The 20,220-nt window shown below is 73.1% G+C and carries 20 protein-coding genes; 18 read left to right on the top strand and 2 right to left on the bottom strand.

What is annotated here, in order from left to right; genetic code table 11:
* From VEW93_08195 to VEW93_08125, 15 genes are all read left to right on the top strand, one after another.
* Positions 1 to 777: glycosyltransferase (locus VEW93_08195; protein ID HYI61770.1), on the top strand; the 777-nt coding region annotated here is incomplete at its 5' end.
* A 12-nt stretch (positions 778 to 789) separates the two neighbouring features.
* Positions 790 to 2,145 carry a phosphomannomutase/phosphoglucomutase gene (locus tag VEW93_08190; GenBank protein HYI61769.1) on the top strand — a complete coding sequence of 452 codons (1,356 nt, stop codon included), beginning with the start codon at positions 790 to 792 and terminating at the stop codon, positions 2,143 to 2,145.
* A 29-nt stretch (positions 2,146 to 2,174) separates the two neighbouring features.
* Positions 2,175 to 2,411, top strand: a complete 237-nt coding sequence (locus VEW93_08185; GenBank protein ID HYI61768.1) for a Trm112 family protein — start codon at positions 2,175 to 2,177, stop codon at positions 2,409 to 2,411.
* Positions 2,412 to 2,414: 3 nt separating this feature from the next.
* Positions 2,415 to 3,449: a bifunctional phosphoglucose/phosphomannose isomerase gene (locus VEW93_08180; protein HYI61767.1), complete on the top strand. Its 1,035-nt coding sequence runs from the start codon at positions 2,415 to 2,417 to the stop codon at positions 3,447 to 3,449.
* Positions 3,450 to 3,563: 114 nt separating this feature from the next.
* The gene (gene ahcY, locus VEW93_08175) at positions 3,564 to 5,012 is read left to right on the top strand and encodes an adenosylhomocysteinase (protein HYI61766.1); all 1,449 of its coding nucleotides are present in this window, start codon (positions 3,564 to 3,566) and stop codon (positions 5,010 to 5,012) included.
* A gap of 93 nt (positions 5,013 to 5,105) precedes the next feature.
* The gene (locus VEW93_08170) at positions 5,106 to 5,633 is read left to right on the top strand and encodes a hypothetical protein (GenBank protein HYI61765.1); all 528 of its coding nucleotides are present in this window, start codon (positions 5,106 to 5,108) and stop codon (positions 5,631 to 5,633) included.
* Positions 5,634 to 5,676: 43 nt separating this feature from the next.
* A complete protein-coding gene (locus VEW93_08165; GenBank protein HYI61764.1) occupies positions 5,677 to 6,678 on the top strand; it encodes an aldo/keto reductase family protein in 1,002 nt (333 codons plus the stop codon).
* Positions 6,679 to 6,712: 34 nt separating this feature from the next.
* Positions 6,713 to 7,573 (top strand): SDR family NAD(P)-dependent oxidoreductase, encoded by an 861-nt coding sequence (locus VEW93_08160; protein HYI61763.1) that lies wholly within the window; start codon positions 6,713 to 6,715, stop codon positions 7,571 to 7,573.
* A 38-nt stretch (positions 7,574 to 7,611) separates the two neighbouring features.
* Positions 7,612 to 8,217 (top strand): phosphoribosyltransferase family protein, encoded by a 606-nt coding sequence (locus VEW93_08155; GenBank protein HYI61762.1) that lies wholly within the window; start codon positions 7,612 to 7,614, stop codon positions 8,215 to 8,217.
* Between the two features lie 56 nt (positions 8,218 to 8,273).
* Positions 8,274 to 8,882 (top strand): ribosome-associated translation inhibitor RaiA, encoded by a 609-nt coding sequence (gene raiA / locus VEW93_08150; GenBank protein HYI61761.1) that lies wholly within the window; start codon positions 8,274 to 8,276, stop codon positions 8,880 to 8,882.
* Between the two features lie 58 nt (positions 8,883 to 8,940).
* A complete protein-coding gene (locus VEW93_08145; GenBank protein ID HYI61760.1) occupies positions 8,941 to 9,660 on the top strand; it encodes a response regulator transcription factor in 720 nt (239 codons plus the stop codon).
* 71 nt (positions 9,661 to 9,731) lie between these two features.
* Entirely contained in the window at positions 9,732 to 12,458 is a 2,727-nt protein-coding gene (gene secA / locus VEW93_08140) for a preprotein translocase subunit SecA (GenBank protein ID HYI61759.1), read from the top strand.
* A 59-nt stretch (positions 12,459 to 12,517) separates the two neighbouring features.
* On the top strand, positions 12,518 to 13,624 hold the full coding sequence (gene prfB / locus VEW93_08135; GenBank protein HYI61758.1) for a peptide chain release factor 2: 1,107 nt from the start codon (positions 12,518 to 12,520) through the stop codon (positions 13,622 to 13,624).
* Positions 13,625 to 13,772: 148 nt separating this feature from the next.
* Positions 13,773 to 14,450, top strand: coding sequence for a cell division ATP-binding protein FtsE (gene ftsE / locus VEW93_08130; GenBank protein HYI61757.1), 678 nt, complete (start codon positions 13,773 to 13,775; stop codon positions 14,448 to 14,450).
* Positions 14,451 to 14,462: 12 nt separating this feature from the next.
* On the top strand, positions 14,463 to 15,359 hold the full coding sequence (locus VEW93_08125; GenBank protein HYI61756.1) for a permease-like cell division protein FtsX: 897 nt from the start codon (positions 14,463 to 14,465) through the stop codon (positions 15,357 to 15,359).
* A gap of 41 nt (positions 15,360 to 15,400) precedes the next feature.
* Here VEW93_08125 and VEW93_08120 read toward each other — a convergent pair whose 3' ends face one another.
* Positions 15,401 to 16,693, bottom strand: a complete 1,293-nt coding sequence (locus VEW93_08120) for a cytochrome P450 (GenBank protein ID HYI61755.1) — start codon at positions 16,691 to 16,693, stop codon at positions 15,401 to 15,403.
* A gap of 72 nt (positions 16,694 to 16,765) precedes the next feature.
* Between VEW93_08120 and VEW93_08115 the strand changes: the two genes are divergently transcribed.
* Both VEW93_08115 and VEW93_08110 read left to right on the top strand, forming a co-directional pair.
* On the top strand, positions 16,766 to 17,953 hold the full coding sequence (locus tag VEW93_08115; GenBank protein ID HYI61754.1) for an acetyl-CoA acetyltransferase: 1,188 nt from the start codon (positions 16,766 to 16,768) through the stop codon (positions 17,951 to 17,953).
* A complete protein-coding gene (locus VEW93_08110) occupies positions 17,950 to 18,372 on the top strand; it encodes an OB-fold domain-containing protein (GenBank protein HYI61753.1) in 423 nt (140 codons plus the stop codon). The genes VEW93_08115 and VEW93_08110 overlap by 4 nt, the downstream gene beginning before the upstream one ends.
* A gap of 6 nt (positions 18,373 to 18,378) precedes the next feature.
* Here VEW93_08110 and VEW93_08105 read toward each other — a convergent pair whose 3' ends face one another.
* On the bottom strand, positions 18,379 to 19,566 hold the full coding sequence (locus VEW93_08105; GenBank protein HYI61752.1) for a hypothetical protein: 1,188 nt from the start codon (positions 19,564 to 19,566) through the stop codon (positions 18,379 to 18,381).
* A 167-nt stretch (positions 19,567 to 19,733) separates the two neighbouring features.
* Here VEW93_08105 and VEW93_08100 point away from each other — a divergent pair, with 167 nt between their 5' ends.
* Positions 19,734 to 20,213 carry a CarD family transcriptional regulator gene (locus VEW93_08100; GenBank protein HYI61751.1) on the top strand — a complete coding sequence of 160 codons (480 nt, stop codon included), beginning with the start codon at positions 19,734 to 19,736 and terminating at the stop codon, positions 20,211 to 20,213.
* The last annotated feature ends 7 nt before the right edge of the window (positions 20,214 to 20,220 follow it).

Below are 20,220 nucleotides of genomic sequence, written 5' to 3'. Positions count from 1 at the left end.
CGTCCCGATCCGCCGGGAGCCCTGCGGGCGACCGTCGTCATCCCCGCCCTCGACGAGGCGACGGCGCTGGGGTCGACGGTTCCCGCCGTCCGCGCCGCGCTGGCCGACGTCCAGGCCGACGGTGGGCTCGAGATCGTCGTGGTCGACGACGGATCGACCGACGGCACCGCCGACGCGGCGCGCGCGGCAGGAGCCGACCAGGTCGTCGTCCTGCCGCTCAACCGGGGCAAGGGGGCTGCGGTGCGCGCGGGGGTGACGGTGGCGCGGGGCCGCACGATCGCCTTCACCGACGCCGACCTCGCCTATTCGCCCGACCAGCTCGCCACCGTGATCGCGGCGGTCGAGTCCGGCTGGGACGTCGCGGTGGGCAACCGCCGACATCCGCGCACCCACCGGGTCGAGGGGGCCGGCCTCCTGCGCGACCTGGGGAGCCGGGGGGTGAGCCTGCTCGCGTCCGCCGTCCTGCTGAGCCATCCCCACGACACCCAGTGCGGGCTCAAGGCTCTGCGCGCCGACGTCGCCCAGCTCGTGTTCGCGCTGGGTCGGATCGACCGGTTCGCGTTCGACATCGAGATGCTCCACCTGCTCGAGCGCTACGAGTGCACGGTCGTCGAGGTGCCGGTCCGGCTGCGGATGGGGGAGCGCTCGAGCGTTCGCCTGGCGCGCGACACGTTGCGCCTGCTCCGGGACCTCTGGCGCATCCGGCACTGGTCGGCGGTCGGTGCCTACGAGCTGCCCGCCGACTGGGCTGGCTCGCCGGCCGGTGCCGCCCCGTAGGATCGGCGCCCGATGCCCGACCTCGACCAGATCTTCAAGGCGTACGACATCCGGGGCATCACCCCTGATCAGCTCGACGCCGACGTCGCCGGCGCCATCGGCGCCGCCTTCGCCGTGTTCGCTCGAGCCCAGGACGGGGGCGCCACGAGGGTGCTGATCGGGCGGGACATGCGAGCGTCGGGGGTGGAGCTGGCGGCGGCGTTCTCGGCCGGGGTCCGGGGCCAGGGACTCGACGTGGTCGACCTCGGCCTCGCCTCGACCGACCTCGTCTACTTCGCGGCAGGGACGCTCGACGCCCCGGCCGCGATGTTCACCGCGTCGCACAACCCCGCCCAGTACAACGGCTTGAAGCTCTGCCTGGCCGGCGCGAAGCCGATCGGCGAGGACTCCGGGCTGGGGGAGATCAAGGCCCTCGCTCTGGCCGGTGCTCCCCCCCACGACGGCCGGCCGGGCGGCCAGGAGCGCCTGGACCTGCTCGAACCCTTCGCCCAGCACGTCCGCTCGTTCATCGACGTGAGCGCCCTGCGTCCGCTGCGGGTGGTGGCCGACACCGCCAACGGGATGGGGGGCCTCGTGGTTCCCGCCGTGTTCGAGGGCCTCCCGGTCGAGCTCGAGGTCCTCTACGGGGAGCTCGACGGCAGCTTCCCCAACCACCCCGCCGACCCCATCCAGCTCGAGAACCTCCGCGACCTCCAGGCCCGCGTGGTCGAGTCCGGTGCCGACGTCGGCCTGGCCTTCGACGGCGACGCGGACCGCGTCTTCCTCGTCGACGAGACCGGCGCCCCGCTCTCCGGGTCGACCACGACCGCCATCGTCGCCGCTGCCGTGCTCGACGCCGACCCGGGCGCCACGATCCTGCACAACTGCATCTGCTCGAAGGCCGTCCCGGAGGTCGTGCGCGAGCGCGGCGGCACACCGGTGCGCACCAAGGTCGGCCACAGCTTCATCAAGGCGGTGATGGCGGAGACGGGCGCCGCGTTCGGCGGTGAGCACTCCGCGCACTACTACTTCCGCGACAACTGGCGGGCCGACTCGGGCTCGATCGCTGCGCTGATGGTCCTGCAGGAGCTCGGCAAGTCGGGCGCACCGCTGTCGGAGCTGCGCCGACCCTTCGACCGCTACGCAGCGTCCGGTGAGATCAACACCAAGGTCGCCGACGCGGCGAAGGTCATCGAACGGGTGGCCGAGGCCTACTCGGACAACGAGCAGGACCGCCTCGACGGGCTCACCGTCGACCTCGGTGACTGGTGGTTCAACCTGCGCGCGTCCAACACCGAGCCACTGCTGCGCCTCAACCTCGAGGCCCCCGACGCCCAGACCTGCGCGGCCAAGGTCGACGAGGTCCGTGCCCTGATCGCCGCCCCCTGACCGACCTGATCGACAAGGAGAGACCACTCATGGCCCTCGACCCCCAGCTCCTCGAGATCCTGGCCTGCCCCGACGACAAGGGCCCCCTGCTCTACTTCCAGGACGAGGACACCCTCTACAACGCCCGCCTCCACCGCCGCTACGCCATCACCGATGACATCCCGATCATGCTGATCGACGAGGCCGAGGCGGTCGACGACGCCGAGCACGAGCGTCTGCTGGCCAAGGCCGAGGCCCAGGGCATCCAGCCCACCTTCGAGGCGTAGGCGATGACCGTCCCCGGGCTCCTCGACACCGTCGGCATGTTCGACCTGGTCGCCGCCCTCCCTGAGCAGGTCGCGGCCGCGACCGACCTGGTCGCCGACGTCGGCGGACTGCCGGAGCACGACGACGTCAGCGACGTGGTCCTGCTCGGCATGGGCGGCAGCGGGATCGCCGGCGACGTCCTGACCGCGGTGGCGGCGCCCTTCATGGCCGTGCCGGTGACGGTCGTGAAGGGCCACGAGCCGCCGTCGTCGGTGAGCGAGGGCACGCTCTGCTTCGCGGTGTCCTACTCGGGGGACACCGAGGAGACCGTCGAGGCCGCCCAAGCCGCCGCGGCGGCCGGTGCCCGCATGGTGGTGCTCTCGGCCGGCGGAGCACTGGCCGACTTCGCCCGGTCGTGGGACGCGCCGCACATCGAGCTGCCCGAGTGCCCCATGCCGCGTGCCGGCATCGGCTCGGTCAGCGTGCCGCCGCTGCTCGTCCTCGAACGGGTCGGGCTGTTCCCGGGGGCCGCCGCCTATGTCGCCGACGCCGCCCAACAGCTCCAACGCCGGCGCGACGCGCTGATCGTCGACGGTGGTCCGGCCCAGCGCCTGGCCCGGGAGATCGGTGGCACCATCCCGATCGCCTACGGCGGAGATGCCCTCGGTGGCGTGGCCGCCTACCGGTTCAAGTGCCAGGTCAACGAGAACGCCAAGGCTCCCGCCTTCTCGGCCACGCTGCCCGAGATGGTCCACAACGAGATCTGCGGGTGGGGGCAGCACGGCGACGTCACCCGCCAGGTGATGACCGTGGTCCGGTTCCGGCACGCCTTCGAGCACCCGCAGGTCAGCCGGCGCTTCGACCTCACCTTCGACGTCCTCGACGAGGTCGTGCACGGCATCGTCGACATCGAGGCGGTCGGCGAGGGGGCCTTGGCCCAGCTGTTCGACCTCGTGATCCAGGGCGACTTCGTGAGCCTCCACCTGGCCGCCGACGCGGGGGTCGACCCCGGCCCGATCCCGGTCCTCACCGACCTGAAGGCGGCATTGGCCCGCTGACGTCCGCTAACCTCGTCGGCCGGGCTGATCAGGGTGCTGCCAGCTGCAGCCAGCCCGTCGACATCTGCAGATCCCAGTGCGTCGAGCCTCGGCGCGCCCTCTCGAAAGAAGCTCATGACGAACCACCCTGACCACGACTTCAAGGTCGCCGACCTCTCCCTCGCCCCGTGGGGCCGCAAGGAGATCGAGCTGGCCGAGGTCGAGATGCCCGGCCTCATGGCGCTGCGGGCCGAGTTCTCCGACGCCCAGCCCCTCGCCGGTGCCCGCATCACCGGCTCCCTGCACATGACCATCCAGACCGCCGTCCTCATCGAGACGCTCACCGCGCTCGGTGCCGAGGTGCGCTGGGTCAGCTGCAACATCTTCTCCACGCAGGACCAGGCCGCCGCCGCGGTGGCGGTGGGTCCGGAGGGCACCGTCGACAGCCCGAAGGGCGTCCCCGTGTTCGCCTGGAAGGGCGAGACCCTGGAGGAGTACTGGTGGTGCACCGAGCAGGTGCTGCGCTGGCCCGACGGTGGCGGCCCCAACATGATCCTCGACGACGGCGGTGACGCCACGCTCCTGGTCCACAAGGGCGTCGAGTTCGAGAAGGCCGGCGCCGTGCCCGACGCCACCGACGACGACCCCGAGGAGTGGGGCGTCATCATCGACACCCTCAAGCGCTCCTTGGCCGAGGACCCCAACCGCTGGACCACCCTCGCCAGTGGCATCAAGGGCGTCACCGAGGAGACCACCACCGGTGTGCACCGGCTCTACCAGATGTTCGAGGCGGGCGAGCTCCTGTTCCCGGCCATCAACGTCAACGACTCGGTCACCAAGTCCAAGTTCGACAACCTCTACGGCTGCCGCCACAGCCTCGTCGACGGCATCAACCGCGGCGTCGACGTCATGCTCGGCGGCAAGGTCGCGGTGGTGTGCGGCTACGGCGAGGTCGGCAAGGGCTCGGCCCAGTCCCTCCGGGGGCAGGGTGCGCGCGTGGTCGTCACCGAGATCGACCCGATCTGCGCGCTGCAGGCGGTGATGGAGGGCTTCGAGGTCACCACCCTCGAGGCGGTGCTCGACACCGCCGACATCTTCATCACCACCACCGGCAACAAGGGCATCATCACCGCCGAGCACATGGCGAAGATGAAGCACAACGCCATCGTGGGCAACATCGGCCACTTCGACAACGAGATCGACATGGCCGGCCTGGCCCGCATGAGCGACGTGCGCAACGTGGAGATCAAGCCCCAGGTCAACGAGTTCCAGTTCCCCGACGGGCACTCGGTGATCGTCCTGGCCGAGGGCCGGCTCATGAACCTGGGCTGCGCCACCGGCCACCCCAGCTTCGTGATGTCCAACAGCTTCACCAACCAGACCATCGCCCAGATCGAGCTGTTCACCAAGACCGACGAGTACCCGGTCGGCGTCTACACCCTGCCCAAGGTGCTGGACGAGAAGGTGGCCCGCCTCCACCTCGACGCCCTCGGGGTCCGGCTCACCGAGCTGACCCCCGAGCAGGCCGACTACATCGGCGTCCCCGTCTCCGGCCCCTACAAGCCCGACCACTACCGGTACTGACCGACACCCGGTCCCGGCCGGGAGGGGAGCGGACCCCTCCACCGGCCCGGACCATCCGGGGAGGCGCCGGGCCGGCGTGGCTAGGGTGCCGCCGTGACCACCGCCACCGTCCTGGCCACCGGCGACTTCCTGTTCTACGGCGGCAACGCCGCCTCCACGGTCATCAGCCTCGTCTTCTCCCTGGCCCTCCTGGGCGCCGGCATCTTCGTGGCCGTCGACGCCGGGAAGCGGCCGGACTGGGCGTTCCAGCAGGCCGGGGCCAAGGGCCTCTGGATCGGCCTGGGCATCGCCGGGGGCGTCCTGGGCCTGTGCTGCTGCGTCCTCGGCCTCCCGATGCCGATCCTCTGGTTCGCGGTGTTCCGCAACAAGGTGATCGCCGCCGAGCAGGGCGGTCCCGGTACCTTCGGTCCCCCCGGGGGCTTCGGCGGCCCGCCCCCCGGCTACGGGGCCCCGCCTCCCGGGGACTACCCGCCCCCCGGTGGCTACCCGCCGCCCGGGGGGTACGGCGCCCCCCCGCCCGGCGGCTTCCCGCCCCCTCCCGGTGGAGGCTTCCCGCCGCCGCCCCCTCCGCCCGGCGACTACCCGCCACCCCCGCCGCCCCCGCCCCCGTTCGGGCAGTAGGGCCGGCGCGCACCGCCCGCCGCGGCCCGTAGGGTCACGGCCCATGGAGCATCGCAGCCTGGGCCGCAGCGGCCTGAAGGTCTCGGCCGTCAGCTACGGCAACTGGATAACCCACGGGTCCCAGGTGGAGGACGAGGCCGCGGTGGCCTGCGTGCACGCCGCCCTCGACCTGGGCGTCACCACCTTCGACACCGCCGATGTCTACGCCGGCACCCGGGCCGAGGAGGTGCTGGGCCGGGCCCTGGCCGGCCAGCGCCGCGAGGGCCTGGAGATCGCCACCAAGGTGTACTTCCCGACCGGCCTCGGGCCCAACGACCGGGGCCTGTCCCGCAAGCACGTCCGGGAGTCGATCGAGGCCTCGCTGCGTCGGCTCCAGACCGACCACGTCGACCTGTACCAGGCCCATCGCTACGACCACGAGACGCCGCTGGAGGAGACCATGTCGGCCTTCGCCGATGTGGTCCACGCCGGCCAGGCCCACGCCATCGGGGTGTCGGAGTGGACCGCGGACCAGATCCGCCGGGGCGCGGCCCTGGCCCGGGAGCTGCGCATCCCGTTCGTCTCCAACCAGCCCCAGTACTCGATGCTGTGGCGGGTCATCGAGCGCGACGTGGTGCCGGCCTGCCAGGCCGAGGGCCTGGCCCAGATCGTGTGGTCACCCATGGCCCAGGGGGTGCTGACCGGGAAGTACCTCCCGGGGGAGCCGCCCCCCGAGGGCAGCCGGGCCACCGACGACAAGAGCGGCGCCGAGTTCATCTCCCGCTTCCTGGCCGACGACGAGCTGCTCCGCCGGGTGCAGGAGCTGCGCCCCCTGGCCGAGGAGGCCGGCCTGTCCATGCCCCAGATGGCGGTGGCCTGGGTGCTGCGCAACCCCAACGTGGCCTCGGCCATCGTCGGTGCCTCCCGGCCCGAGCAGCTGGAGGGAACGGTGGCCGCGGCCGGCGTCGCCCTCGACGTCGACCTGGTGGCCCGCATCGACGAGGTGCTGGGCGACAAGGTGGTCACCGACCCCAAGCTGACCTCCTCGCCCCGCCGCCGCCCCTGAACGTCGCCGGGCCACCCCGGTAGCGTCGCCGGCCATGGACACCATCGAGGGCAAGGTCGCGGTCGTCACCGGCGCGGCGTCGGGGATCGGGCGGGCGCTGGCCCGCCGCTGCGCCGCCGGGGGCGCGTCGGTGGTGCTGGCCGACGTGGAGGAGGCGGCGCTGGAGGCGGTGGCGGCCGAGCTCGCCGGGAGCGGGGCCGAGGTGCTGGCCGTCCCCACCGACGTGAGCGACGGGGCCGCGGTGGACGCCCTGCGCGACACCGCCCTGGACCGCTTCGGCGCCGTCCACCTGCTGTGCAACAACGCCGGGGTGTCGATCGGGGGCCCGATGTGGGAGCACACCACCGAGGACTGGGAGTGGGTGCTGGGGGTGAACCTGTGGGGGGTCGTCCACGGCGTGCGGGCCTTCACCCCCACCCTCCTGGCCCAGGGCGAGGGCCACATCGTCAACACGGCGTCGATGGCCGGCCTGGTCACCCCGCCGTTCATGGGCATCTACAACGTGACCAAGCACGCGGTGGTGGCCCTGTCCGAGACCCTGCACGGCGAGCTGGCGCTGGCCGGCTCCGGGGTGGGGGTGTCGGTGCTGTGCCCGGGGTGGGTGACCACCCGCATCCACGAGGCCGATCGCAACCGTCCCGGGGCCGCTGACCGCGCCCCGGCCGACCAGGCCGCGACGGCCGGGTTCCGCGACCTGGTGGCCGGCCTGATCGCCGGGGGCATCGACCCCGACCACGTGGCCGACCTGGTGCTCGACGCGGTGCGGACCGACCGCTTCTACGTCCTCACCCACCCCGAGTGGAGGTCCATGGTCACCGACCGCGCCGAGCGCATCGTGACCGGCCAGGACCCCTCCGGCCTCTCCCTCCCCATGGAGCCCGTGGCCCCGTCCTGAGCCGGCCCGCTGTCGTGGGGGGTGGGGAGGATGGCGGGGTGCTGCTCGCCGCCCGCTGCGCCGTGTGCGATCGCCCCGGCGCGTCGCCGTGCCCGGCCTGCCACGCCGGCCTGCGGCCCCCGGTGCCCGAGCCCGATCCGCCCGGCCTGGACGGGTTGGTGGCCCTGCTGCGCTACGACGGGCCGGCCCGGGCCCTGGTGGCCCGGGTCAAGTACCGCAACCGCCGGGCCGCGGTGCCCTGGCTGGCCGCCGGCCTGGCCGCCCGGGTGGCCGAGGTCGGGGCGGGGGTGGACGTGGTCACCTGGCCACCGACCACCGCGGCCCGCCGTCGGCGGCGGGGCTTCGACCACGCCGAGTTGGTGGCCCGGGCCGTGGCCCGGCACCTGGGCGTCCCGGCCCGGGCCCTCCTGCGGCGGGAGGCCGGCGGGGCCCAGACCGGCCAACCCGCCCACCAGCGGCGTGCGGCCGGGCCGACGTTCACCGCGGTGCGGCCGCCGGCCCCCGGCACCCGGGTCCTGGTGGTCGACGACGTGGTCACCACCGGGGCCACCCTGCGGGCCGCGGCCTCGGCCCTGGGCGGGGCCGGCGCGGTGGTGGTGCCGGCCGCGCTGGCCCGGACGCCGTCGCCCCGGGTCGGGGCCTGAACGGACGCCCCTCGCCGCCGTCTACCATCACCCCACGCGACAGGAGGAGGTCCGGCGTGGAGGTCACCGTCAGCGCACGGCACACCGAGGTCCCGGAGCGGCTCCGGCTGCAGGCCGAGGAGAAGATCGGGCGCCTGTCCCGCTACGTCGAGGGGATGGACCGGGCGGAGGTGCACTTCACGACCCACCGCAACCCCCGCATCGCCGAGCCCGAGCTGTGCGAGGTGACCCTCGAGGGCCACGGCCACCACGTGCGGGCCAAGGTGGCCGCCACCGACGGCTACGTGGCCGTCGACAAGGCGGTGGCCAAGCTGGAGCACCAGCTCCAGAAGCTCAAGACCAAGCTGCAGCGCCAGCGCAAGGGCGGGGCCCGCAACGGCCGGGCCGCCCCGGCGCCCGAGGGCCTGGTCCCCGACGACGTGGTGGCCGCCGCAGCCGCGGCCCCGGTGGCCGAGCCCCCGCCGGCCCCCGCGGGCGACCGCCTGCCCACCATCGTCAAGGTCAAGCGCTTCGCCACCATGGGGATGACCGCCGACGAGGCGGCCCAGCGCATGGACCTGCTGGGCCACGGCTTCTTCTTCTTCACCAACCTCGACACGGGGCGGGCCGCGGTGGTGTACCGCCGCGAGGACGGCGACATCGGGCTCATCGACGAGGCGGGCTGACCGGCCGCGTCGCGGGGACGACGGCTCGACCGGCCCCGAGAGGGGGGGATCACGACGCATGACGGCCATGGCCCGCCCCGGTGACGGGAAGACCGATCCCATCCGGGTGCTGGTGTGCGACGACCACGCCGTGTTCCGCCGGGGCCTCTCGCTGGTCCTCGAGCCGGAGCCCGACATCGCCGTGGTGGGCGAGGCCAGCGAGGGTCGCGAGGCGGTGGCCATGGCCCTCGAGACCTCGCCGGACGTGGTCCTGCTGGACGTGCGCATGCCCGGCGTGGGCGGCATCGAGGCGGCCCGGGCCCTGGCCGCCGAGGTCCCCTCGGCCAAGGTGGTGATGCTCACGGTGAGCGACACCGAGGACGACCTCTACGAGGCGGTCAAGGCCGGTGCCGTCGGCTACCTGCTCAAGGAGGTGTCGATCGAGGAGGTGGCCAGCGCGGTGCGGGCCGTGGCCGCGGGCCAGAGCCTGGTCACGCCGTCGATGGCCACCAAGCTGCTGACCGAGTTCACCGCCCTGGCCAACCGGGTCGACGGGCCCCGCCCGGTGGCGGGCGGCGGCCCCCGCCTGACCGCCCGCGAGGTCGAGGTCCTGGGCTTCCTGGCCCGGGGCCACAGCAACCGGGACATCGCCGAGCTGCTGTTCATCTCCGAGAACACGGTGAAGAACCACGTGCGCAACATCCTGGAGAAGCTCCAGCTCCACTCCCGCACCGAGGCCGCCCTGTACGCCGTGCGGGAGCAGATCGTGGACCTGGGCCAGCACCGCGACGGTCCCTGAGGCGGGCGGCGGCGGGGCCCCGGGGCCTGCCGGGGGCCGGGGCCCGGTGGGCCGGTAGGGTGAACCCTCCTATGGGTGTCCTCGACAAGATCCTGCGTGCCGGCGAAGGACGGAAGATCCGGGCTCTGGCCGGCCTCGTCCCCGACATCAACGCTCTCGAACCCGAGCTGCAGAAGCTCTCCGACGACGAGCTGCGGGCCAAGACGGCCGAGTTCCGCCAGCGCCTCGACAACGGGGCCGACATCGACGACCTGCTGGTCGAGGCGTTCGCCGTCACCCGCGAGGCCGGGTCCCGGGTCCTGGGACAGCGGCACTACGACGTGCAGATGATGGGCGGCGCCGCCCTCCACTTCGGCTGGGTGGCCGAGATGAAGACCGGCGAGGGCAAGACCCTGGTCTCCACCCTGCCGGTCTACCTGAACGGCCTCACCGGCAAGGGCCTGCACGTCATCACCGTCAACGACTACCTGGCCACCCGGGACTCGGAGTGGATGGGGCGCCTCCACCAGTGGCTGGGCCTCTCGGTGGGGCTCATCATCCCCGGCAACTACGACCCGGCCCACAAGCGGGCCCAGTACGCCTGCGACATCACCTACGGCACCAACAACGAGTTCGGCTTCGACTACCTCCGGGACAACATGGCCCTGTCCCAGGAGGCCAAGACCCAGCGGGGCCACGTCTACGCCATCGTGGACGAGGTCGACTCGATCCTCATCGACGAGGCCCGCACCCCGCTGATCATCTCCGGGCGCCTGGCCGACGCGGCCAAGCTCTACTACCGCTTCGCCAGCATCGTGCGGGGCCTGACCCGCGACGAGGACTACGACGTCGACGAGGAGAAGCGCATCGTCGCCCCCACCGAGGAGGGCGTCGAGAAGGTCGAGGCCGCCCTGGGCATCGAGAACCTCTACGACGCCGTGGCCCAGAACCTGGTCCACCAGTTCCAGGCCGCCCTCAAGGCCAAGGAGCTCTACAAGCGGGACAAGGACTACCTCCTCCAGCACGGCGAGGTGAAGATCGTCGACGAGTTCACCGGCCGCATCCTCGAGGGGCGCCGGTGGTCCGAGGGCCTGCACCAGGCCGTCGAGGCCAAGGAGGGGGTGAAGATCAAGGAGGAGAACCAGACCCTGGCCACCATCACCCTCCAGAACTACTTCCGCCTCTACGAGAAGCTCTCGGGCATGACCGGCACCGCGGTGACCGAGGCGGCCGAGCTGGCCGGCACCTACGACCTGCAGGTCGTCCCCATCCCCACCCACCGGGACCTGGCCCGCAAGGACGAGGCCGACCTGATCTACAAGGGCGAGGACGGCAAGTTCGAGGCCGTGGTCGAGGACCTGGTCGACCGGTACGAGACCGGCCAGCCCGTGCTGGTGGGCACCATCTCGGTGGAGAAGTCCGAGAAGCTGTCGCGCCTGCTGGAGAAGCGGGGCGTCCCCCACGAGGTGCTGAACGCCAAGCAGCACTTCCGCGAGGCCGAGATCGTGACCCAGGCCGGCCGGCTGCACTCCATCACCGTGGCCACCAACATGGCCGGCCGGGGGGTCGACATCCTGCTGGGCGGCTACCCCGAGGGCCTGGCCCAGAAGGAGGTGGCCTCCGAGGGGCTCGACCACACCGACGGCGACGAGGGCACCGCTCGCTACGAGGCGCTCCTGAGCCGCCACAAGGCCGAGTGCAAGGCCGAGGGCGACAAGGTCCGGGAGCTCGGCGGCCTCTACGTGCTGGGCACCGAGCGCCACGACTCCCGACGCATCGACAACCAGCTCCGGGGCCGCTCGGGCCGCCAGGGCGACCCCGGGGAGAGCCGCTTCTACCTGTCGCTGGAGGACGACCTGATGCGCCTGTTCGCCACCGGCGCCATGAACTGGGTCATGTCCAAGGCCCTGCCCGACGACGTGCCCATCGAGGCCAAGATGGTCACCAAGGCCATCGAGCGGGCCCAGAACACCGTCGAGCAGCGCAACGCCGAGATCCGCAAGAACGTCCTCAAGTACGACGAGGTGATGAACGAGCAGCGGAAGGTCATCTACGCCCGCCGCGACCAGATCCTCGCCTCGGCCGACCTGCGGGAGGAGACGCTGCAGAACCTGGCCGAGGCCGTGGACGAGCTGCTCGACACCCACTGCTCCGGGGACTTCGGCGAGGAGTGGGACGTCGACACCCTGCGCACCGAGATCGCCACCTACTGGCCCACCGAGATCACCACAGAGGACCTGCGGCGCTGCATCAGCTCCGACGAGGTCTACGACCTGCTCATGGGCGAGGCCACCGGCCACTACGAGAAGCGGGAGGAGGAGCTGGGCGAGGAGACGGCCCGCCAGATCGAGCGCCAGGTGATGCTCCGCCTCATCGACCAGCACTGGCGCGAGCACCTCCACGAGATGGACTACCTGGAGGAGGGCATCGGCCTGCGAGCCCTGGGCCAGAAGGACCCCCTGGTCGAGTGGCAGCGCGAGGGCTTCGACATGTTCGGCCTGATGATGCGCAACATCGCCCGCGACCACGTGAAGTACGTGATGCACACCCAGGTGGTGGTGGAGGACAAGCAGGCCGACGGCCCGCCCCCGGCCCTGACCACCTCCGGCCCCGAGGACCCCTCGACCGCCGGCGGCGCCGGCCTCAAGGTCGCGGCCCGGGCCCAGGCCCAGGCCAACGGCCTGGAGGCGCCGCCCGAGGTGGACGAGCCGGTCACCCGGGCCCCGACGGTCAAGTCCGAGTGGGACAAGACCCCGCGCAACGCCCCGTGCCCCTGCGGGTCGGGCAAGAAGTTCAAGCTCTGCCACGGCTCCGCCTGACCGTCGGCCCCGGCCGCCTCGCCGGGTGTCGCCGGGGTGGGCGGTAACGTCGGCGGGCCATGCGCGACTTCTCGGACGACCTCAGCCGCCTCCGCACCTCGCTGGCCGAGGCCCGGCGGTACCTGCGCATCGACGACCTCCGCGACCGCCGGCCCCAGCTGGAGACCGAGGCCAGCCGGCCCGACCTGTGGGACGAGCCGGACCGGGCCCGGGCCGTCACCGGCGAGCTGTCCTCGGCCATCGAGGACATCGAGCTCTACGAGGGCCTGGAGGGCCGCATCTCCGACGCCGAGACCCTGGCCGAGATGGCCCGGGAGGAGGGCGACGAGTCGCTGGAGCCGGAGATCGCCGAGGCCGTCGAGGCGGTGCGCTCGGACGTGGCCGCCCTGGAGCTGCGCAGCCTGTTCACCGGCGAGCACGACGAGGCCGACGCCATCTGCGAGCTCCAGTCCGGCGAGGGCGGCGCCGATGCCCAGGACTGGGCCAACATGCTGCTGCGCATGTACCTGCGGTGGGCCGAGCGGCGGGGCCTCGACACCGAGCTGGACGACGTGTCCGAGGGCTCCGAGGCGGGCATCTCCTCGGCCCTGTTCCTGGTCAAGGGGCGCCACGCCTACGGCCTGCTAAAGGCCGAGCACGGCGTGCACCGGCTGGTCCGCATGAGCCCGTTCAACGCCCAGGGCAAGCGCCAGACCGCCTTCGCGGCCCTGAAGGTCACGCCCTTCCTGGACGACGTGCCCGACGTGGAGATCGACGACAAGGACCTCCGCATCGACGTGTACCGCTCGTCGGGGGCCGGGGGCCAGCACGTCAACGTCACCGACTCGGCGGTCCGCATCACCCACCTGTCCACCGGCATCGTGGTCAGCTGCCAGAACGAGCGCAGCCAGCACCAGAACAAGGACCGGGCCATGCAGGTGCTGCGGGCCAAGCTGGCCGAGGTGGCCCGCCAGGAGCGGGAGGAGGAGCTCTCCGCCATCCGGGGAGAGCAGCGCTCCGTGGGCTTCGGGAGCCAGATCCGCTCCTACGTGCTGCAGCCGTACCAGATGGTCAAGGACCTCCGCACCGAGCACGAGACCGGCCAGGTCGACGCCGTGCTGGACGGCGACGTGGAGCCGTTCATGGAGGCCTACCTGCGCTGGCGCCGGGCCGAGGAGCTGGCCTGAACCGGGCGCGGTGGGGCAAGGGTCACGCGACCATGCGCGTCCGGGCTCGTGACGCGTTGGTAACGTTTCCCGTCGGTCGAGGGGCGAGCTCCCGCCGCTGCGGGGGCCCTCCCGCCCGCCACCCCCTCCTCGAGGTTGCCTCCACCGCATGATCAAGCTGGAGAACGTCACCAAGGTCTACAAGGGCGACGTCGTCGCGCTGAAGGACGGCTCGTTCGAGATCGGCAAGGGCGAGTTCGTGTTCCTGGTCGGCCCCTCGGGGTCCGGCAAGTCGACGCTCCTGCGCCTCCTCAACCGGGAGGAGCAGCCCCAGGCCGGGCGCATCTACGTGGCCGGCAAGGACATCGGCGAGCTGAGCGCCTGGAAGATCCCGTACCTGCGCCGCAACATCGGGAGCGTGTACCAGGACTACAAGCTCCTGGGCAACAAGAACGTCTACGAGAACGTGGCCTTCGCCCTGGAGGTCATCGGCCGTCCCCGCCACGTCATCAAGACCCAGGTGCCGGCCATCCTGGAGCTGGTCGGCCTGGCCAAGAAGCAGCGCAACTACCCCGACGAGCTCTCCGGCGGCGAGCAGCAGCGGGTGTCCATCGCCCGGGCCTTCGTCAACCGGCCGCTGATCCTCCTGGCCGACGAGCCCACCGGCAACCTCGACCCCGCCACCTCGGTGGGCATCATGCGCCTCCTGGACCGCATCAACCGCACCGGTACCACGGTGGTGATGGCCACCCACGACCGCAGCATCGTCGACACCATGCGGCGGCGGGTCATCGAGCTGGACCGGGGCACCATCATCCGTGACCAGGCGCGCGGCGTCTACGAGTAGGACCCGGCACCCATGGCCCTCAACGTCAGCTACGTCACCCGCGAGACCACGAAGAACCTGGGGCGCAACCCCACGCTCACGGTGGCCTCCGTCATCACGGTCGCCGTGTCGCTCACCCTGGCCGGGGTGTTCCTCCTGGTCCAGGAGGGGGTCGACAAGCTGGCCGGCAACTTCCGGGGCGACATCGAGCTCATCGTCTTCCTCGACCCGGACATCTCCACCGCCCAGCGCGAGGCGCTGGCCGCCTCCCTGGACGACAACCCCGAGGTCCAGGACTTCCACTACGTGAACCAGCAGCAGGCCTTCGAGGAGGCCCGCGAGCTGTTCGAGGACCAGCCCACCACCCAGCAGCTCCTGCGGGAGGCGGACGTCCCCCCCTCGTTCCGGATCACGCCCACCAACCCGGACGTCCAGTCGGTGAACTCGCTGCGGGACGTCTACGAGGGCGAGCCCGGGGTGCGGGAGGTGGAGAGCGCCACCGAGGCCATCAAGGCCATCCAGGACCTGAGCGAGAAGCTCATCCGGGGCGTCTTCGCCTCGTCGCTGGTGCTGGGCCTCATCGCCATCCTGCTGATCTACAATACCCTCCGCACGGCCATGTTCGCCCGCCGGCGGGAGATCGAGGTGATGAAGCTGGTGGGGGCCACCAACTGGTTCATCCGGGTGCCGTTCATCCTGGAGGGGCTGGTCCAGGCCGTGCTCGGCGGCCTCCTGGCCCTGCTGTTCATGATGGCGGCCAACACCGTGCTCTTCGGCGCCCTGTCCGACGGCGACTACTTCCAGATCTTCACCGCCTTCGACTTCACCATGGCCACCGTGCTGTGGGCATCGGTCAAGGTCGGCGTGGCCGGCGTGATCATCGGTGCCCTCGGGGCCGGCCTGGCCGTGGGCCGCTTCCTCGACGTCTGAGCGGCGGGGCCCGGGCCGCGGGCCGGGCCCGCCGGCCCGCCTCAGCCCAGGGTGACGGGCAGGGCGGCCAGGCCCCGCAGGACCATCCGGCCGTTCCACTCCACCTCGTCGGTGGCCAGGGCCAGGTCGGGGAAGCGGCGCAGCAGCCGGGGGATGGCCAGGCGGCCCTCCAGGCGGGCCAACGCCGCCCCCAGGCAGTGGTGGACGCCGCTGCCGAAGGAGATGTGGTGGCTGGCGTCGGGCCGGGCCAGGTCGAGCTCCTCGGCGGTGGGCCCGAACTTGGCCGGGTCGCGGTTGGCCGCCCCCAGGCCGGTCAGCACGATCTCGCCGGGCTCGACGGTGTGGTCCCCCAGGGTGATCGGCTCCAGGGCGATGCGCCGGGAGAACTGCACCGGGCTGTCGTAGCGGAGCAGCTCCTCGACGGCCCCGGTGTCCAGGGCCGGGTCGGCCCGGAGGCGGGCGGCCTGGTCGGGGTGCCGGAGCAGGGCCAGGGTGCCGTTGCCGATCAGGTTGACGGTGGTCTCGTGGCCGGCCAGGTACAGGAGGGTGACGTTGTCCTGCAGCTCCTCGTCGCTCAGGTGGTGACCCTCGTCCTCGGCCTCGATGAGGGCGGTGAGCAGGTCGTCGCCCCGATGGTCGCGCTTCCAGGCCACGGCGTCGGCCACCACGCGCCCCAGCTCGTCGGCGGCGGCCACGATCTCGGCGGTGTGGGCCATGGCCAGCACCGGGTCCAGCACCTGGGTCACGGTCTGGGACAGGGTGCGCAACCGGCTCGTCTCGATGCTGTCGGGCATGCCCAGCATCTCGTGGATCACCTGGAAGGGGAGGGGGAAGGCCAGCTCGGCGATGAGGTCGACCGGGCCGCCGTGGGCCACGGCCGCGTCGAGCAGGGCATCGACCTGGTCGGTGATGCGGGCCTCGCGCCGGGCCACGGTGCGGGGGGTGAAGGCCTTGGACACCAGGCGCCGGATCCGGGTGTGGTCGGGCGGGTCGGTGCCCAGGATGGAGCGGCTGCGGCGGGCCCCGATGTCGACGTTGGCCGCCTCCAGCGCCACGGCCCGCTGCTGGAGGGTGGCGTTGGACTCGTCCACGCTGGTGCCGGGCAGGCGCAGGATGTGGTGGCAGTCCTCCCACCGGGACAGGAACCACAGGCCCAGGGCGGAGTGGTGCACCGGGTCGGTCTCCCGCAGGTGCCGGTACTGGACGTAGGGGTCGGCGTAGAACCCGGGGGCGAAGGGGTTCAGCCCCGACTCCAGCGGGCCGTCCCCTCCCGGGGTGGCGACGTCGGCCGGCCCCAACGGGGGCAGGGTGGTGGGGGCCTGGGCATCGACCATGGGCCGGAGCGTACGCCCGCCCCGAGAAACTTGCACGCGTCCTGCAAGTGACATCCGTGGCAGGATCGGGGCGTGCCCGCCCACCCGCTTCGGGGCGCCGCCGCCGTGGTGGGGGTGGCCGACGCCGCCGACCCGACCGGCATGCTCCCCGGCACCGTGGCCCAGCTGGAGGCCCGGATGATCCGGGAGGCCCTGGACGACGCCGGCCTCGCCGTGGCCGACGTGGACGGCATCTGCACCAACAACGCGGTGGGGTGGGCGGCCAGCCTGGAGCTGGCCGAGCGGCTGGGCATCAGCCCCCGCTGGACCGACTCCACCCAGGCCGGGGGGTCCAGCTTCGAGATCCACGTGCAGCACGCGGCGGCGGCCATCGCCCTCGGCCTGTGCGAGGTGGTGGTGGTGGCCTACGCGGCCACGCCCCGCTCCGACCACAAGGCGGGCCGGGGCGGCTGGCGCAGCCGGGCCGCGGCCGGAGGCGCCACCCCCAGCGGCGAGTGGGAGGTGCCCCACGGCCTGCGCATGCCCATGGGGGCCTACGCCCTGGCCGCCAGCCGCCACATGCACCTCTACGGCACCAGCTCCGAGCAGCTGGCCCAGATCGCGGTGCAGACCCGGGAGTGGGCCACCGGCAACCCCCGGGCCCGGCTGCAGCAGCCCGTCACCATGGACGACGTGCTGGCCTCGCCGGTGGCCGCCTCGCCCCTGCACACCCTGGACTGCTGCCTGGTCACCGACGGGGCCGGGGCCGTGGTCCTCACCAGCACGGCCCGGGCCCGCCACCTGCGCCGCCCGCCGGTGGCGGTGCTGGGGGCCGGCACCTGCCACACCCACGCCCTGATCAGCCAGATGCCGGACCTGACCGAGACCGGCGGCGTGACCTCGGGCCGGGACGCCTTCGCGGTGGCCGGCCTGGGGCCCGAGGACGTGGACGTGGTCGAGCTGTACGACAGCTTCACCATCACCGTGCTCCTGGCCCTGGAGGACCTGGGCTTCTGCCCCAAGGGCGAGGGCGGGCCGTTCGTGGCCGACGGCCCGCTGCGGCCCGGCGGCGCCCTGCCGGCCAACACCAACGGCGGCGGCCTGGCCTACACCCACCCCGGCCAGTACGGCATCTTCCTGTTGGTCGAGGCGGTGCGGCAGCTCCGGGGCGAGGCCGGCGACCGCCAGGTGCCCGGGGCCGAGGTGGCCCTGGCCCACGGCAGCGGGGGCGTGCTGTCGGCCCTCTCGACCGTGGTGCTGGGCACGGAGGCCACCCTGTGAGCGCCGAACCGGGCCCGGAGCGGCCGCTGCCTCCCGAGTCGCCGGCCGGCGCCCCGTTCTGGGCCGCCAGCCGCGACCGGCGCCTGGTCCTGCCCTGGTGCCGAGCCTGCGAGGCCCCCCACTGGTACCCGCGGGGCTTCTGCCCCCGTTGCCTGGGCGAGGATCTGGAGTGGCGTCCCTCGCCGGGCGCCGGCGAGGTCCACGCCGTGTCGGTGCAGCCCCAGGCCGCCCACCCGGGCCTGGCCGGCCGGGCCCCCTACGCCGTGGCCCTGGTGGCCCTGGACGAGGGGGTGCGCATGCTGCTCCAGGTCCACGGGCCCACGGACCCGTGGGCCGTGGCCGTGGGCGATCGGGTGGTGGTGGGGTGGGAACCCCTGCCCGACGGGCGCCACCTGCCCACCGCCGAGCCCGCGGCTTAGCTGGACCTAGCCCGGGGCGAAGGGGGCCCGCAGCTCGGCCTCGGCGGTGTCGGCCCGGCGGCGATCCTCGGCCGCGCCGGCCTCGTCGCCCCGGATGGCGCGCAGCGAGGCCCGGATGCGGAGGTCCCGGACCTCCTCGACCCGGTCGCCGGCGGCCCGGTGGTGGGCCAGCGCGGCCTCGACGTCGGCCGCCGCCTCCAGCAGGTGGCCGCCCCGCACGTGCACCTCGGCCCGGGTCTGCAGGGCCGCAGCCCGGCGCGCGCCGTCCCGGCCCGCCACCCGGCCCAGCACGGCGTCCAGGTCGGCGGCCGCGCCGGCCAGGTCGCCGGTGCGCAGGCGGACCTGGGCTCGGGTCCGGCGGGCGTCGGCGGCCCCGTCGCCGTCACCCAGGTGGTCGAGGAGGGCCACCGCCGCGTCGACCTGGCGCCGGGCCGTCACCATGTCGTTGCGGGCCAGGCCGACCTCGGCCGTGGTGCGGGCCACGGCCGCCTGCCCGGCCCGGTCGCCGGCCTCCTGGGCTCGACGGTGGGCGTGGACGAGGTCGGCCGCCGCCCCGTCGAGGTCGCCCAGCAGCAGGCGCAGCCGGCCGCCGAGGTGGTACCGGGCCCCCTCGCACCCCGGGTGGGGGAGCGTGTGGAGGTCCTGGGCGGCGTCGAGGTCGCGGCCCGCCCCGGCCAGGTCGCCGCACACGAGGCGCAGCCCGGCCCGGCTCTGGTGGGCGTGGGCCCGTTCGGTGCCCTCGGCCGGGTCGAGGAGGGTGAGCACGGCGTCGAGGTCGGCCAGGGCCCCGGCCCGGTCGTCGAGCCGGGCCCGGGCCGTGGCCCGGACGTGCAGCAGGGCGGCGCCGGTCGAGCCCGGCTCGGGCAGGAGGGCCACGGCCCGGTCGAGGTCGGCCACCGCGGCGGCCGGGTCGTCGGCGTGGAGGTGGAGCTCGGCCCGCGAGGCCAGGGCCGAGGCCTGCGCCGCCGGGTCGCCGGCCTCCTCGGCGGCGGCCACCGCGGCGTCGACGTCGGCCCGGGTGGCGGCCATGTCGCCCAGGTGGTGCTGGGCCCGGGCTCGCAGCAGCAGCGCCCGGGCCCGGGCCGCGGCGGGGGCCCGGTCGCTGGCGAGCAGGGCTTCGACGGCGGCCCGGGCGCCGGCCGCGTCGCCGGCCCGGAGCAGACTGTCGGCCCGGAGGAGGGCGGCGTCGGTCATCGATGGCACGCTACCGGGGCACCGGTCGGGGCCCGAACCGGCGCCACCGCCCCCCGGCCGGTCCGGGTCGGGTGAGGTCCGGGGCCGCTGGGGTGGCACAATGGTCGACTGCATGCCGGCCCGGTCGGCGTCCGCTCTCGCCCCTCCATCCCCAGGAGCCCCCCAGCGTGACCTTCAAGGTCGGTGACCGCGTCGTCTACCCGCACCACGGTGCCGCGGTGGTCAAGAAGAAGGAGAAGATCGAGGCCTTCGGCGAGAAGAAGGAGTACCTCGTCCTCCAGATGGTGCACGGGGAGCTCACCCTCCGGGTCCCGGTCGACAAGGCCGAGGAGGTGGGCATGCGCCCGCCCATCAGCCGCTCCGACGTGGAGGACCTGTTCCGCCTCATCGGCAAGCGCGACGTGCGGGAGCCGGCCAACTGGAGCCGGCGGTTCAAGAACCACCAGGAGAAGATGAAGTCCGGTGACGTCTACCAGGTGGCCGAGGTGGTCCGGAACCTGGCCCTGCGGGAGGCGGGCAAGGGCCTCTCCACGGCCGAGAAGTCGATGCTGGAGCGGGCCCGGGGCATCCTCGTCTCCGAGCTCAGCTTCGCCCTCGACGTCACCGAGGACGAAGCCCTCGACAAGTTGAACGACGGCCTGAAGTAGGCGCGCC

The sequence above is a fragment of the Acidimicrobiales bacterium genome, from assembly GCA_035630295.1.
Lineage (GTDB): Bacteria > Actinomycetota > Acidimicrobiia > Acidimicrobiales > Iamiaceae > Iamia.
Note: the sequence above shows the minus strand (reverse complement) of the source record. Positions and strands in the feature narration are given on the sequence as shown.